We start from the raw sequence: 15,052 nt of genomic DNA on the forward strand, positions 1-15,052 counted from the left end.
TTTTTTGGAAACATCACCCATATGGGGTATGCGCGGGCAGCACGGAGCGGGGGAGGGCGGCCGGCTGGCCGCCCCGGCTGGCATCAGGCGAAGTGGAACAGCAGCAAGGCGATGACGGCAGGCACCGTTTGCAGGTAGAGGATGCGCGTCATGACGGTGGCCGCGCCCCACACGCCGGCCACGGCGATGCACGCCAGGCCGAACACGGTGAATGCATAAGCGATGGCCGCGTCCGGGTGAAAAAAGCCCAGCGCCAGCGCGGCGACGAGAAAACCGTTGTAGCAGCCCTGGTTCGACATGGCGGGACGCACGATCTCCGCCTTTTCCTTGGACAGGCCAAACACCTTGCGTCCGCGCACATCGAACAGCACGGTTTCCAGCAGCACGATATACACGTGCAGCAGCAGGATGAGGGCGGTAAGGATTTGGGCCAGTAGCAGCATTGTTGTTCCCGAAAGTGAATGGATGCGGCAATTATGCTGCCAAGTGCATGTTTTTTGGCAACTTTCGATTAGAGCGATGGTACTAGCGCAAAGTGTGCTTGGGGCAAGATTTTTCACCCAATGGTATACTTTTCCCTTTGCTCCTGTGGGGACGACCCCGCTCGATGTGGGGGCTGTATGGCGGGGACGACCCTGCCGCCTCGGGAGAAAAGTATGGCATGGATCATTCTGGTATTGGCGGGTTTGCTGGAAATCGGCTGGGCCATCGGCCTCAAGTACAGTGCCGGCTTTACGCGGCTCGTGCCCTCCGTGCTGACGGCGGTTTCCATGGTGGGCAGCGTGGTGATGCTGGGCCTGGCCTTGCGCACCTTGCCGCTGGGCACGGCCTACGCCATCTGGACGGGCATCGGCACCGTTGGCACGGCCATCTTCGGCATCATGGTGCTGGGCGAGCCGGCCAGCGCCGCGCGCATCGCCTGCATCGCCCTGATCGTGTCGGGCATCCTGGGCTTGAAACTGCTCAGCCCACAATAAGGAGGCCAGCATGAGTCTCGCCATGACCTATTTCTACCTGGCCATCGCCATCATCGCCGAAGTGATCGCCACCAGCGCCTTGAAGGCGTCCGAGGGCTTCAGCCGCTTGTGGCCCAGCGTCATCACCGTGGTTGGCTACAGCATCGCCTTCTGGTGCTTGTCCTTGACCTTGAAGGTCATTCCTACCGGTATCGTGTATGCGATCTGGTCGGGCGTGGGCATCGTGCTCATTTCCGCCGTCGGCTGGTTCTGGTTCAAGCAAAGCCTCGACACGCCGGCCTTGATCGGCCTGGGGCTGATCATTGCCGGCGTGCTCGTGATTAACTTGTTTTCCAAGTCCGTCGGGCACTAGGAGCCTATCCCAGTAGATGAATACATCCCCTGCTGGCGCCCCTCAGAAGCGGGGACTGCGTTGATCGTCGTCGCGTGGCTCGCCACGCGTCCTCCTCACGCCTTGTCCGCGCTCCTGATGAACTACCAGCAGATGACGCTCCCTACTGGAATAGGCTCTAATCAGAAACTGCTGGCAACCCGCGCCAGGTAATACCACTCGGCATTGGCTTGCGCGTTGACGTCCGGGAACAGGATGTAGGCGTCGAACTCGGCCGTCACGGGCGTGCCGTCCGCGCGCACGCCGATCTGCTCGCCCTGTTGCACCTTGTCAAAGCTGGACCAGGTCTTGATGAAGCGGTCGCCTGCATCGAGCTTGTCGTGCACGACAACCATGTTCAGCGCTTCCATGTCGGCGTCGGCGATCGCTTCCGGCTGCGGCGCGTCGATGAAGCCGAGGAAGGCGAGCGTGTTCATGATGGCGCGGTAGGCAACGTCCGGCGCGGCCGGGTCCGCGTGCTGGCCGCATTCCAGGGTCAGCGCATAGCCGCCCGTCGAGCGCATGTATTCCGTCGTGCCCACGCCGTAGCGCAAGACCATGCCCACCTGGTCGCTGCTGCCCAGGCGGCGCTGTACGCCGGCGCCATACGTTTGCAGCCAGCCATCGACGAAGCGGCGTACGCCCAGGCGGCGTGCCAGCGCGCGTTCCTTGTCTTCGTGCTTGAACGGTTGCAGCGGGCCATCGTTGTTGCGCGGTCCCACCATGACGAATGGCTGGCTGTCGGCATTGAACGAGTGCAAGTCCAGCAGCACGTCATGCTGGCCCAGCAGCGGGCACAGCCAGTTGGCGATGCGGTCTTCGAAATCCTGTGGATTGTCATTCGGGAACAGGTTGCGGTTCAGGTTGCGGTCGCCGCTGCGCACGCCCTTGGCGTAAGCGAGCGGGTTGGTGATGGGCACGAACGTGACGCTGCCGGCCACGATGGAGAGGGCGCCGCTGTCGAGTTCAGCCATCACGCGGTGGATGCCCTTGGTGCCGCAGGTTTCATTGCCGTGTACGGCGCCGGTGACGATCAGGCGCGGGCCGCTGCCTTGGCCCGTGTAGTTGATGGACTTGAAGTGGAGTGCGCTGCTCATGCTGGACATATCCTATGCTGTTGCGGGAAGGGAAAGCGGGGTCGGCATATTTTAGCGGGATTCGCCACAGGCTCCCGTAAAAATGTGCGCATCGTCGGGCCCGGCATGGCATGATCGGCGCCACCGTTGTTTTTACTTGCCGAGATCCATGTCTTCTTCATCTTCTTCGCGCCTGTCTGGCCTCGATACCTTGCGCGCGCTGGCCATCGTGCTCGTCTTCATGAATCATTATTTGCTGTTCGTCAGCGAGGGGGCGTTCGGTTTCTGGGGCGAAATCGGCTGGACGGGCGTGGACCTGTTCTTTGCCCTCAGCGGCTATCTGATCGGCAACCAGATCTTTGCGGCCTTGCGCAGCGAGCACGGCTTTTCCTTGCCGCGTTTCTATGCGCGGCGCTTCCTGCGCACCTTGCCCAGTTTCTACGCCGTGCTGGCCCTGTATTACTTGTGGCCCGCGTTTCGCGGCGATAGCGCGTTATTGCCGCTGTGGAAATTCCTGACCTTTACGCAGAATATCAATCTGACGCCGGGTACGGCGTTTTCGCATGCGTGGTCGCTCTGCGTGGAAGAGCAGTTCTACGTGCTGCTGCCGGCCGTGGCGCTGTTGATCGCCGCCTGCCGCAAGTCCCTGCTGTGGGCCTGGCTGGCCGTGGCCGCCAGCTTTATCGTCGGCATGCTGGTGCGCGCCTATTTGTGGGATGAGTATGTGCAAGTGCCACGCGGTGGCCTTGGCTATTACAAGTATATTTATTACGCGTCGTGGTGCCGCTTCGACGAGCTGGTGGCGGGCGTGGCGCTGGCGCTGCTGAAGAATTACCATCCGGCCGCCTGGACGCGCCTGACATCCCATGGCAACCGCAGCTTGCTCGCGGGAATCGCGGGCACGGCGCTGATGTTTTATGTATTCCTCAACGATCACTATGGCTACTGGGTGACGGTGTTCGGCTATCCGGCCCTGGCCGCCAGTTTTACCCTGCTTCTGATCGCGGCGCTCAGTCCAGCCAGCGCACTCTATCGACTGCGCGTGCCGGGCGCGGCCAGTCTGGCCCTGTGGTCGTATGCGATTTACTTGCTGCACAAGCAGCTGTGCATCTTATTGCGGCCCTATTTGCAAGGCGTTGGCCATGGCGCCGATAGCCTCACAGCGATACTGGCCAGTATTGCTGCCAGCATCGCCACGGGCTGGCTTTTATATGCTTTGGTGGAAACGCCGTTCATGCGCTTGCGGGCGCGCTACGTTCCCGCCACCCACGCCTGATTTACATATCGATGACGTCAAGCCCGCGCGGCGTGCCCACCAGCAATTCCAGGATCGCATGCACGCGCAGGTTCGTGTCCTCGTGTTCCGTGTTGAAGATCAGGGTGCGCAGGCCGGGCACGGCTTCCGTGATGTGGTCGCTGGCGTAGGCGTTGATCAATAACAAGACCAGGTCCGTGGCGCCGGCGCCGGGCTGGCGCCGCAGCCGGTCGTGGATCACGTTCAGCAGCGCGCGCTGCATGCGGGGCGTGGGGTTGGTGATGTAGGCGAAGACGCTCGGCGTGTTGGCGATGGCCGCGCAGATGCGCCGCTCGATCTCGTCGGGCTTCACGTCGGAGGCAATATCGAAATACGCGGCGTCCCAGCGCGTGCGCGCGTACGGATGATGGGGCGGGAAGGAGTCGGCCGTTTCAAAACCGCAAATGCGGCTCAGGGTTTTCAGCCAAGTTAGTATGGTGGAATTCATGCCCCGATTCTAGCGGCATTCAAGGCGCCGCGGGCCCCCTCTCTATAAAGGAGGCTGACGCCCGGAGAATGATTAAAGTTTCCTGTAAAACAGCCCTTGTCATTCTGGGAAAGCCTCTCTATAATGCTGGTCTTCGGGGCGGTTAGTTCAGCTGGTTAGAATACTTGGTCGACATCCAAGGGGTCGGGGATTCGAATTCCTCACCGCCCACCAGAATTTGGCAGTAGATGGTTTTAAAGACGATTGCTGATGCAGTAATCGATAAAAAAGTTTTACGGGCGGTTAGTTCAGCTGGTTAGAATACTTGGTCGACATCCAAGGGGTCGGGGATTCGAATTCCTCACCGCCCACCAGAATGCAGTTAGAGAGAAAGGGTGAACCGGTTATGACACCGCGAACTACTACCAAGCTTTGGGAGTGACGCTAGTCGAACGGGTTTCCTTTGTCTCAAGAAAGTGAAAAACGCGGCTAGTCCGCGTTTTTTTGCGTCCGCGTTTTCCTTTCAGTTTTTCAGTCCACACCACATTGCAGTTTTACCTGGCGCCTGCGCCGATATGGAGATCAATATGCTTACAATCCGACTTCCCGATGGTTCCGCCCGTCAATTCGACGGCCCGGTCACCGTGGCCCAGGTTGCGGCCAATATTGGTACCGGCCTGGCCAAGGCTGCCCTGGCCGGCAAGGTCGACGGCAAGCTGGTCGATACTTCCTATCTGATCGAGCAAGACGCGGAACTGGCGATCGTGACGGACAAGGACGCCGATGGCCTGGAAGTGATCCGTCACTCGACGGCCCACTTGCTGGCGTATGCCGTCAAGGAATTGTTCCCCGATGCACAAGTGACCATCGGTCCCGTGATCGACAACGGCTTTTACTATGACTTCGCCTACAAGCGTCCGTTCACGCCCGAAGATCTGATCGCGATCGAAAAGAAAATGGCGGAACTGGCCAAGAAGGATGAGCAAGTCACGCGCAAGGTTGTCGCGCGCGACGAAGCCATCGAGTACTTCAAGGGTATCGGCGAAGCGTACAAGGCTGAATTGATCGGTTCGATTCCGGCCGACCAGGAAGTGTCGCTGTATTCCGAAGGCAAGTTCACGGACTTGTGCCGCGGCCCCCACGTGCCGTCGACGGGCAAGCTGAAAGTGTTCAAGCTGATGAAGCTGGCCGGCGCCTACTGGCGCGGCGACTCGAAAAACGAGATGCTGCAGCGTATCTATGGCACGGCCTGGGCCAAGAAGGAAGACCAGGAGCTGTATTTGCACAACCTGGAAGAAGCGGAAAAGCGCGACCACCGCAAATTGGGCAAGCAGCTCGATTTCTTCCATTTCCAGGAAGAAGCGCCGGGCCTGATCTTCTGGCATCCGAAAGGCTGGTCGATCTGGCAGCAAGTCGAGCAATACATGCGCAATGTGTACCAGGTCAATGGCTATCAGGAAGTCAAGGCGCCGCAAATTCTCGACCGTGGCTTGTGGGAAAAAACCGGTCACTGGGATAATTACCGTGAAAACATGTTCATCACGGAATCGGAAAACCGCGCCTATGCGCTGAAGCCGATGAATTGCCCTGGCCATATCCAGATTTTCAACAATGGCATGCGCAGCTACCGCGATCTGCCATTGCGCTACGGCGAATTCGGCCAATGCCACCGCAATGAGCCATCGGGCGCCTTGCACGGCATGATGCGCGTGCGCGGCTTTACGCAGGATGATGGCCACATCTTCTGCCTGGAAGAGCAGATCGCCGGCGAAGTGACGGCGTTCCACCAGCAGGCGATGGATGTGTACACGGCTTTCGGCTTCACGAATATCGATGTGAAACTGGCCTTGCGCCCTGATAACCGCATCGGCACGGAAGAATCGTGGGATTTCGCCGAGGAATCCCTGCGTTCGGCCCTGCGCGCCTGCGGCGTGGAATGGACGGAATTGCCGGGCGAGGGCGCGTTCTACGGTCCGAAGATCGAATACCACCTGAAGGATAGCCTGGGCCGCGCATGGCAAGTGGGCACCGTGCAGATCGATCCGTCGATGCCGGGCCGCCTGGGTGCCGAATACGTGGCCGTGGACAACACGCGCCAGGTGCCGATCATGCTGCACCGCGCGATCGTCGGTTCGCTGGAACGTTTCATCGGCATCCTGATCGAACACTATGCGGGCGCCATGCCGTTGTGGCTGTCGCCGGTGCAAGTGTCGGTGTTGAATATTTCCGACGCTCAAGCCGACTATGTACAGGAAGTTACAACAAAACTGCGCAAAGCGGGGCTGCGCGTACAGGCTGATTTGCGTAACGAGAAGATTACCTATAAAATACGTGAACATTCCGTACAAAAATTGCCTTACATCTTAGTGATTGGCGACAAAGAGCGGGATGCGAATACAGTGGCCGTGCGGGCGCGGGGCAATGTCGATCTGGGCGTGATGTCCGTCGATGCCCTGATAGAGCGACTCAAACATGAAGTCGACACCAAGGCCTGACGAGGAAACTCGCTGCACGACCGTTTTACAAGATTTTTAAAGGAAATTACAATAGCTACTGACAAGTCACATCGCATCAATGGCGAAATCACTGCCCCTGAAATGCGTTTAAGCGGGGTCGATAACGAGCCACTCGGTATCGTAAGTTTGGCTGAAGCCTTCCGCCTGGCGGAAGAGGCAAACGTCGATCTGGTGGAAATTGCGCCTACCGCGCAGCCACCGGTGTGCCGTTTGATGGACTACGGCAAATTTAAGTATTCGGAGCAAAAGAAAGCTCACGAAGCCAAATTGAAGCAAAAGATCATCCTCGTGAAGGAAGTCAAATTCCGTCCGGGGACTGATGATGGTGACTACAATATCAAGTTGCGTAATCTCATCAAGTTCCTCGAAGATGGCGATAAAACCAAGATCACCTTGCGTTTCCGCGGTCGTGAGATGGCGCATCAGGATATTGGCTTCCGCATGCTGGAACGTCTGAAAGCCGATCTGGAGCCGTACGGCCAGGTCGAGCAGTTCCCGAAGATGGAAGGCCGCCAAATGATCATGGTTCTTTCGCCTAAGAAGAAGAAGTAAGATACAATAGCGTTTTACTGTGGATCGACGTGGTTTGTGCCTGCATGGGCGCGACACCAGATTCCAGGCAGAATTTGCGCGGCCCGGTCAGCAATGCCCGGGCCGCGTGAACTGTAGTGGACTCGCATCCGCTGCACAACATGTGAAAGCAGGCATCTAAGCGCAGCGTCGTGTTGCCACCTGCAATCCTGTTATAAATGGAGCTGTCCGTAAGAGGACAGATTGCTATGCCTAAAATGAAGACCAAAAGCTCCGCGAAAAAACGTTTTCGCGTGCGTCCAGGTGGAACAGTCAAGTCGGGTCACGCGTTCAAACGCCACATCCTGACCAAGAAAACCACCAAAAACAAACGTCAGTTGCGCGGTACCCGTAACATCAACGCATCGGATGTCACATCCGTCATGCGCATGATGCCGACTGCTTAATCTCACACTCAATTTAAGGAGTTACTATGCCTAGAGTAAAACGTGGGGTTACAGCTCGTGCCCGTCATAAGAAGATTCTTGTTCAAGCTAAAGGCTACCGTGGTCGCCGCAGCCGTGTATACCGTGTTGCCAAGCAAGCAGTTATGCGCGCTGGCCAATACGCTTACCGCGATCGCCGCAACAAGAAGCGCGTTTTCCGCCGCCTGTGGATCGCCCGTATCAACGCCGCTTCCCGTGAGCATGGCGTAACGTACAGCGTATTCATGAACGGCTTGAAAAAAGCAAATATCGAACTGGACCGTAAAGTCCTGGCCGATATGGCTGTGATGGACAAGCCAGCATTCGCTGCGATTGTCAACGCAGTTAAAGCAAAAATCGCTGCGTAAGCATCGGTTATTGCACAACGTCATCCGTAGGGTGACGTCATAAAGAGCGGGGCAGGGGTGTGAACCTTATGCCCCGTTTCCGTTTTTGATTGTTGGACTTTTGATAATCGAGTCCAGAATTGATGTCCAAAACAGGAAATGCCGCATGAACTCCCTAGAAGAACTCGTCGTCTCGGCCCAGGCTGACTTTATCGCCGCCGCAGACGCTGCCGCACTTGAAAACGCCAAAGCCCGCTACTTGGGCAAGACTGGCCAGATTACCGAAATGATGAAGGGCCTGGGCAAGCTGGACCCGGACGCGCGCAAGGCGCAGGGCGCCCTGATCAACGCCGTCAAAGTGCAGATCGAAGACGCGCTGACGGCGCGCCGTGATGCGCTGGCCGATGCCCAGATGCAAGGCCGTCTGAACGCCGAAGCGATCGACGTGACCCTGCCAGGCCGTGGCCGCATGCCAGGCGGCATCCATCCCGTGATGCGCACGTGGGAGCGGGTCGAGGAAATCTTCCGCTCCATCGGTTTCGACGTGGCTGACGGCCCTGAAATCGAAAACGACTGGACCAACTTCACGGCGCTCAACAGCCCGGAAAACCATCCAGCCCGTTCCATGCAAGACACGTTCTACATCGATGGCAACGACACCGATGGCAAGCCCTTGCTGCTGCGCACCCACACGAGCCCGATGCAGGTGCGCTATGCGCGCACGCATACGCCGCCGATCAAGGTCATCGCGCCGGGCCGCACCTACCGCGTCGACAGCGACGCCACCCATTCGCCGATGTTCCACCAAGTCGAAGGCCTGTGGATCGCCGAAGACATCAGCTTTGCCGACCTGAAGGGCGTGTACCTGAATTTCGTCAAGGCCTTCTTCGAGACGGATGACCTGCAGGTGCGCTTCCGTCCATCGTACTTCCCGTTCACTGAACCGTCGGCCGAGATCGACATCGCCTTTGGCTCCGGCCCGTTGAAGGGCCGCTGGCTGGAAGTGTCGGGCGCCGGCCAGGTGCATCCGACCGTCGTGAAGAACTTCGGCCTCGATCCCGAGAAATTCATCGGTTTCGCTTTCGGCTCCGGCCTGGAACGCTTGACGATGCTGCGTTACGGCATCAACGACCTGCGCCTGTTCTATGAAGGCGACTTGCGTTTCTTGAAGCAATTCAACTAAGCGTTGTTCCGTTTGATTCATGGCGCTTGAGCGCCTGTGCGCTCGCGCTGTGAGCTTTGACCCTTTGAAGGCTTGATTATGCAATTTTCCGAAAACTGGCTCCGTACCATGGTCGATCCGAAGATGACTTCGGACGAACTGGCCCATCTGCTGACCATGTCCGGTCTCGAAGTCGAAGACGTCGATCCTGTCGCGCCCCCGTTCTCGAACGTGGTGGTGGGCCTGGTCCTGGAGATGGAAAAACATCCGAACGCGGACCGCCTGAATGTATGCCAGGTCGATGTCGGCACGGGCACCATGCTCAACATCGTCTGCGGCGCGCCGAACGTGCGCCCGGGCTTGAAAGTCGTGTGCGCCATGGCCGGCGCCGTGCTGCCGCCTGGCGCCGATGGCAAGCCGTTTGAAATCAAGGTGGGCCAGCTGCGCGGCGTCGAGTCGCAAGGCATGCTGTGCTCCGCGCGCGAATTGAAATTGTCGGAAGAAAACGCCGGCTTGATGGAATTGCCGGACGACGCGCCGATCGGCCAGAACTTCCGCGATTACTTTGCGCTCAACGACTTGAAATTCACCATCAAGTTGACGCCGAACAAGGCGGACTGCCTGTCCGTGCTGGGCGTGGCGCGCGAAGTGTCGGCACTCACGGGCGTGCCCCTGAATGCGCCGCAGTTCCGCACCGTGCCTGTTTCCAGCGACGAAATCCTGCCCGTGAAAGTCAGCGCGCCGGACCTGTGCGGCCGTTTCACGGGCCGCGTCATCCGCAGCTTGAACGCCAAGGCAGCCACGCCGGACTGGATGAAGCAGCGCCTCGAGCGCAGCGGCCAGCGTCCGCTGTCGGCCCTGGTCGATATCTCGAACTATGTCATGCTGGAACTGGGCCGTCCTAGCCACGTGTTTGACCTGGCCAAGATCCACGGCAGCCTCGACGTGCGTTGGGGCAAGGCGGGCGAATCCGTCAAGCTGTTGAATGGCAACACCATCGCCGTCGACGAGTGGATCGGCGTCATTGCTGACGATAAAGAAATCGAATCCTTGGCCGGCATCATGGGCGGCGACGCCAGTTCCGTGTCGGATGATACGGATAGCATTTATCTGGAAGCGGCATTCTGGTGGCCGAACGCCATTCAAGGCCGCGCGCGCCGTTTGAATTTCTCGACCGATGCGGCGCACCGCTTCGAGCGCGGCGTCGATTTCGCCACCACCGTCGAGCACATCGAGCGCATCACGGCGCTGATCGTGGAAATCTGCGGCACGCCAGCGACCACCGTCGGCCCCGTCGACGACCACGTGGTGAACTTGCCGCAACGCCAGCCCGTATCGATGCGCACGGCGCGCGCGCAAAAAGTCATCGGCGTGCCGCTCAACGATGAGCTGATCGCCGATATCTTTACGCGCCTGGCCCTGCCATTTACGCTGGCGGACGGCGTGTTTTCCGTGACCTCGCCCAGCTACCGTTTCGACATCGAGATCGAGGAAGACCTGATCGAGGAAGTGGCGCGCGTGTACGGCTTTGAAAACATCCCGACCTTGCCGCCCGTGGCCGCGAACGTGATGCAGATTGCACCGGAAAATACCCGCTCGCTGTTTGCGGTACGTCATGAGCTGGCCGACCTGGGTTTCCAGGAAGTGGTTAACATGAGCTTTGTCGATACGGCATGGGAGCGCGATTTCTCGGGCAACACGAACCCGATCAAATTGCAGAACCCGATCGCCAGCCAGATGAGCGTGATGCGCTCATCGCTGATCGGCAGCCTGATCGCCAATGTGCGCTACAACCTGAACCGCAAGACGAACCGCGTGCGCATCTTCGAAGTGGGCGCCATCTACCAGCGCGACGACAGCGTGGAAAACGGCCCCCTGTCGGTGGCTGGCTACGCCCAGCCGAAGCGCGTGGCTGCCATGGCCTACGGCGCGGTTGCCGACGAGCAGTGGGGCCAGGCCGCACGCACGGTCGACTTCTTCGACGTGAAGGCGGACCTGGAAGCGCTGTTCGCGCCGCTGGTCTTGCGTTTCACCAAGGCGGAACATCCGGCACTGCATCCGGGCCGTTCGGCCAACGTGGAGCTCGATGGCAAGGTCATCGGTTTCATCGGCGAATTGCACCCGCGCTGGATGCAAAAGTATGACTTGCCGCTGGCACCCGTGCTGTTCGAAGTCGACGCCGCTGCCTTGACGCAAAGAGTCGTGCCCGCGTACCAGGAAATCTCGAAATTCCCTGGCGCCAGCCGCGACCTGGCCGTGGTCGTCAAGCAATCGGTGGCCGTGCAGGATCTGCTCGACAGCTTCCACGCGGCAGCGAAGTCGAGCCCGGCAGCGCGTATCGTGCAAGCCATTGTTTTATTTGATGAATATCGTGGAAAAGGTCTGGAAGCGGATGAAAAAAGCCTTGCTTTCCGGATTAGCTTGCAAGATACTCAAAACACCCTGCAAGACGATGTCGTCGATGGCCTGATGGCTGTCCTGATCGATGCGGCCAAGCAGGGCCACGACGCGAAACTGCGTTCGTAATTACCGGACTGGCCGTCGCCTTGCGTGACGGCCTTTCCGTCGTCAATCGTAGACGAGCTTGCCATGTGGCGAGCTCGGGCGCACAGAAAAGGCAGGGCAGGAAAATTAATAACAGCGACGTTGATTCCGCCGTACTGCAATCCGCACTGGCCGCCGATTTGCATCGGGCCATGCTGGTTGCCAAAGTGCGCCAGGAAGCGGAAAAAGATTTACCGACCTTGACCAAGGCGGAACTGGCCGAACTGTTGTTCGAGCAAGTGGGCCTGAACAAGCGCGAAGCGAAGGATATGGTCGAGACCTTTTTCGACGAAATCCGCAATGCGCTCGAGCGTGGCGAGGCCGTCAAGTTGTCCGGTTTCGGCAATTTCCAGTTGCGCGACAAGCCGCAGCGGCCGGGCCGCAATCCGAAGACGGGCGAAGAGATCCCCATCACGGCGCGCCGTGTCGTGACCTTCCATGCGAGCCAGAAGCTGAAAAGCATGGTCGAAGAGACCAGTCCGCTGGCACGTGCTGCCTGAGTGAGTGGCGATGAACGAGCGCATCAGTAAAACCGAGTTGATCGCCTTGCCGCCCATTCCGGCGAAACGCTATTTCACGATCGGCGAGGTGAGCGAGTTGTGCGGCGTCAAACCGCACGTACTGCGCTACTGGGAGCAGGAGTTTTCCCAGCTCAAGCCGGTCAAACGACGTGGCAACCGCCGTTATTATCAGCACCATGAGGTGCTGCTGATACGCCGCATCCGCGAATTGCTGTACGAGCAGGGCTTTACCATCAGCGGCGCGCGCAACAAGCTCGACAGCCGCGGCGCATCGCATGGCATCGCCGACGAGCTGCCAGTGCTGCCGGCCATGCCTGCTGTGCCGCAGGAAGTGCCGCTGGACCGCGTGTGGATACGCAATGAATTAATGGCGATTTTAAACTTGCTAAAATAAGATTTGTACCAATATAGGTGGGGTCGTCCGTTAGCGTTTGGCCAAGTTGACTATACTGCATGGATGCTCCGCCTTGGCGTTGACGCTACCGTACAGCGCACCATATTTTGAATATAATGTTAATGTTGCGTTTTTGTTAGTGACGCTGAACCGGAGCAGCGTTCAGGTTCCGGTAGTCTTTCCCAGGCCAGGAAAATTTAAGGGGAAACAATGATACGCGTTGCCATTTGTGATGATCACCAAATAGTACGAGCTGGATTCAAACAGATTTTTTCGTCTTCTGACGATTTCAGTGTGGTGGCGGAAGCCGGTACCGGGCGCGAAGCGCTCGATATCGCCCGCCGCGAAATTTGCGATGTATTGCTGCTCGATATAGCCATGCCCGATCAAAGCGGCATCGATACCTTGCGCACGATCCGCCAGGGCCAGCCGGAATTGCCCGTGCTGATACTCAGCGGCTATCCCGCGCAGCAGTACGCGTTGAACCTGTTCAAGATGGGCGCGAACGGCTATCTGAACAAGGAATGCGAAGCCGACGAGCTGATGACGGCCGTGCGCACTGTGTTCCAGGGGCGCCGCTATGTCAGCTCCACCGTGGGCGAATTGCTGGCGCAGTCGTTTGACCGCGATACGAATGCGGCCCTGCATACGGAATTGTCGGACCGCGAGTTCCAGGTCTTCCTGCGCCTGGCGCGTGGCGCCACCGTGTCCGATATCGGCGTGGCCTTATCGCTGAGCATCAAGACGGTGAGTACCTACCGTACGCGCATCATGGAAAAAATGGGCTTGCAATCTAACAGCGACTTGACCTATTACGCAATGAAAAACAATTTGCTTGACTAGCGCTGCGGTGCGATCATTGAAACATGATCGCTCAGCCAGCTAGCCAGCACGACTTGTGCAGTGCAGCAGTTTGTGGCGAGGACTATAATTGGCCGGCGCCGGCGCTCTTTCCCGCGCCGAACCTTGCTAAGGATGCACATCAGGATGTATTTCACCGCTGAACCGGCCCCGAATCACCGCCTGCCCCTGTACAAGACGATCCTGTGCGTGACGTGCGCCTTGTTGCTTGTACTTAATGGCTTCAGTCTTTATCACAACCTGCAGTCACTGAAGGGCACGAACGCCTTGCTCAGCCAGAGCGCCCGTGTGGCCGACCGCCTGCAGTATTTGAATGTGCTCGTGCTCGATGCGGAAAGCAGCTTGCGCGGCTATTTCATTTCCGGCTCCGAAACCTATCTGGGGCCGTCGAAGACCGCCACCACCGAAATCGAAAACGAATTCAACGAGCTGCAAACCTTGCTCGCGGGCAGTCCCACCCAGCTGAAAAACCTGGGCCAGCTGAAAAGCTTGATCCGGCGCAAGATGTCGATGTTGCAACAGTCAATCGACGTCTACAAGCAGGGCGGACTGGCTGAGATCGTCAACATTTCCCGCGTCACCGATGACCGCGCCACGATGGACGAGATCCGCCTGCAGGTGGTGATCATGACACGCGAGCAGAATGAAGCGCTGTCGACCGGCAGCGCCGCCTTTTATCATGAGTATCAGAAAGCCGTGCTGCTCGGCATCGGCATCAATGCCCTGGCCATTCTCGTGCTGATCATGTTTTACCAGCTGGTGCGGCGCAGCTTCCAGAACCGCGCGGCCGTCGAGTATGCATTGCAAAATGCTAACGACACTCTGGAATCGACGGTCAGCAAGCGTACCGAGCAGCTATCCGTGCTGTCGCGTCATTTGATCAGCGTCAATGAAGTGGAAAAAGCGCGGCTGGCGCGTGAGCTGCACGATGAGCTGGGCGCCAACTTGACGTCGATCAGCATGGACTTGGGCGCCGTCACGCAGCAACTGGCGCACACGCAGCCGGAACTGGCGACACAATTGCGGCGTGCCAAGGCCACCTTGCTGGAAACGGTGGAACTCAAGCGTCGCATCGTCGAGGACTTGCGCCCCAGCTTGCTGGACAACCTGGGCCTGTGCGCCGCCATCGAAAGCTATTGCGAGGATTTTGCACGCATGAGCTCGGTTCGTTGCGAAACGGACGTGGCCATCAATATCGACAACCGCGAAGCCACGCTGACGATTGCCTTGTTCCGTATCGTGCAGGAATCGCTGACGAATATCATGAAATATGCGCGTGCCGGCATGGTCAGCGTGACCTTGAAACGCAATGAACACGGCCTGGTGCTGCGCGTGATCGACGACGGCATCGGCATCACGGAAGCTGCGCTGCAAAAACCGATGTCGCACGGTTTGCTGGGCATGCGCGAACGCGCTTTGCTGCTGGGCGGCACTCTCACCGTGCGCCAAGGGCCGGATGGCAAGGGGACATGCGTGGAAGCCGTGATTCCGCTGCCGCTGACGCCGGAGCCGGAAGACATCGACGCGGATATCGAAGCGTAATTTTCTTTGAGATAAAAAAATGGCCG

Annotated in this window: 16 protein-coding genes and 2 tRNA genes; 15 read left to right on the forward strand and 3 right to left on the reverse strand. The window is 58.6% G+C overall.

Annotated features, from left to right (window positions below):
• Window positions 1-83: 83 nt before the first annotated feature.
• A complete protein-coding gene (locus SKZ59_RS06880; protein ID WP_319991187.1) occupies window positions 84-443 on the reverse strand; it encodes a DUF1304 domain-containing protein in 360 nt (119 codons plus the stop codon).
• A 213-nt stretch (window positions 444-656) separates the two neighbouring features.
• Here SKZ59_RS06880 and sugE point away from each other — a divergent pair, with 213 nt between their 5' ends.
• Together sugE and SKZ59_RS06890 are read left to right on the forward strand one after the other, a co-directional pair.
• Window positions 657-977, forward strand: a complete 321-nt coding sequence (sugE, locus tag SKZ59_RS06885) for a quaternary ammonium compound efflux SMR transporter SugE (protein ID WP_046684095.1) — start codon at window positions 657-659, stop codon at window positions 975-977.
• A gap of 22 nt (window positions 978-999) precedes the next feature.
• Window positions 1,000-1,329: an SMR family transporter gene (locus SKZ59_RS06890; protein ID WP_070217979.1), complete on the forward strand. Its 330-nt coding sequence runs from the start codon at window positions 1,000-1,002 to the stop codon at window positions 1,327-1,329.
• 161 nt (window positions 1,330-1,490) lie between these two features.
• On the opposite strand, the gene SKZ59_RS06895 is transcribed toward SKZ59_RS06890, so the two are convergent.
• On the reverse strand, window positions 1,491-2,453 hold the full coding sequence (locus SKZ59_RS06895) for a succinylglutamate desuccinylase/aspartoacylase family protein (RefSeq protein ID WP_413774534.1): 963 nt from the start codon (window positions 2,451-2,453) through the stop codon (window positions 1,491-1,493).
• A gap of 139 nt (window positions 2,454-2,592) precedes the next feature.
• Here SKZ59_RS06895 and SKZ59_RS06900 point away from each other — a divergent pair, with 139 nt between their 5' ends.
• On the forward strand, window positions 2,593-3,699 hold the full coding sequence (locus SKZ59_RS06900; RefSeq protein ID WP_319991189.1) for an acyltransferase: 1,107 nt from the start codon (window positions 2,593-2,595) through the stop codon (window positions 3,697-3,699).
• A 1-nt stretch (window position 3,700) separates the two neighbouring features.
• Here SKZ59_RS06900 and SKZ59_RS06905 read toward each other — a convergent pair whose 3' ends face one another.
• The gene (locus tag SKZ59_RS06905) at window positions 3,701-4,165 is read right to left on the reverse strand and encodes a hypothetical protein (RefSeq protein WP_070304716.1); all 465 of its coding nucleotides are present in this window, start codon (window positions 4,163-4,165) and stop codon (window positions 3,701-3,703) included.
• Between the two features lie 136 nt (window positions 4,166-4,301).
• Here SKZ59_RS06905 and SKZ59_RS06910 point away from each other — a divergent pair.
• The 12 genes from SKZ59_RS06910 (at window position 4,302) to SKZ59_RS06965 (ending at window position 15,026) form a co-directional block, all read left to right on the forward strand.
• Window positions 4,302-4,378, forward strand: a tRNA-Val gene (locus tag SKZ59_RS06910).
• 63 nt (window positions 4,379-4,441) lie between these two features.
• A tRNA-Val gene (locus SKZ59_RS06915) sits at window positions 4,442-4,518 on the forward strand.
• A gap of 213 nt (window positions 4,519-4,731) precedes the next feature.
• Window positions 4,732-6,639: a threonine--tRNA ligase gene (gene thrS, locus SKZ59_RS06920; RefSeq protein ID WP_034751987.1), complete on the forward strand. Its 1,908-nt coding sequence runs from the start codon at window positions 4,732-4,734 to the stop codon at window positions 6,637-6,639.
• A gap of 45 nt (window positions 6,640-6,684) precedes the next feature.
• Complete coding sequence (infC, locus tag SKZ59_RS06925; protein WP_413774546.1) at window positions 6,685-7,212, forward strand: translation initiation factor IF-3; 528 nt, start codon at window positions 6,685-6,687, stop codon at window positions 7,210-7,212.
• A 227-nt stretch (window positions 7,213-7,439) separates the two neighbouring features.
• Window positions 7,440-7,637, forward strand: a complete 198-nt coding sequence (gene rpmI / locus SKZ59_RS06930) for a 50S ribosomal protein L35 (RefSeq protein ID WP_038493025.1) — start codon at window positions 7,440-7,442, stop codon at window positions 7,635-7,637.
• A 26-nt stretch (window positions 7,638-7,663) separates the two neighbouring features.
• A complete protein-coding gene (gene rplT / locus SKZ59_RS06935) occupies window positions 7,664-8,023 on the forward strand; it encodes a 50S ribosomal protein L20 (RefSeq protein WP_010399214.1) in 360 nt (119 codons plus the stop codon).
• Window positions 8,024-8,168: 145 nt separating this feature from the next.
• A complete protein-coding gene (gene pheS, locus SKZ59_RS06940) occupies window positions 8,169-9,185 on the forward strand; it encodes a phenylalanine--tRNA ligase subunit alpha (RefSeq protein WP_034751917.1) in 1,017 nt (338 codons plus the stop codon).
• Window positions 9,186-9,263: 78 nt separating this feature from the next.
• Window positions 9,264-11,690 carry a phenylalanine--tRNA ligase subunit beta gene (pheT, locus tag SKZ59_RS06945; protein ID WP_319991190.1) on the forward strand — a complete coding sequence of 809 codons (2,427 nt, stop codon included), beginning with the start codon at window positions 9,264-9,266 and terminating at the stop codon, window positions 11,688-11,690.
• Window positions 11,691-11,860: 170 nt separating this feature from the next.
• Window positions 11,861-12,208 (forward strand): integration host factor subunit alpha, encoded by a 348-nt coding sequence (locus SKZ59_RS06950; protein ID WP_010399205.1) that lies wholly within the window; start codon window positions 11,861-11,863, stop codon window positions 12,206-12,208.
• A gap of 10 nt (window positions 12,209-12,218) precedes the next feature.
• Complete coding sequence (locus SKZ59_RS06955) at window positions 12,219-12,623, forward strand: MerR family transcriptional regulator (protein ID WP_219327219.1); 405 nt, start codon at window positions 12,219-12,221, stop codon at window positions 12,621-12,623.
• 210 nt (window positions 12,624-12,833) lie between these two features.
• Window positions 12,834-13,466, forward strand: coding sequence for a response regulator transcription factor (locus SKZ59_RS06960; protein WP_010399201.1), 633 nt, complete (start codon window positions 12,834-12,836; stop codon window positions 13,464-13,466).
• A 144-nt stretch (window positions 13,467-13,610) separates the two neighbouring features.
• The gene (locus SKZ59_RS06965; RefSeq protein WP_072453148.1) at window positions 13,611-15,026 is read left to right on the forward strand and encodes a CHASE3 domain-containing protein; all 1,416 of its coding nucleotides are present in this window, start codon (window positions 13,611-13,613) and stop codon (window positions 15,024-15,026) included.
• The last annotated feature ends 26 nt before the right edge of the window (window positions 15,027-15,052 follow it).

This window comes from Janthinobacterium sp. GMG2 (genome assembly GCF_033949445.1).
Classification (GTDB): Bacteria; Pseudomonadota; Gammaproteobacteria; order Burkholderiales; family Burkholderiaceae_D; genus Janthinobacterium; species Janthinobacterium aestuarii.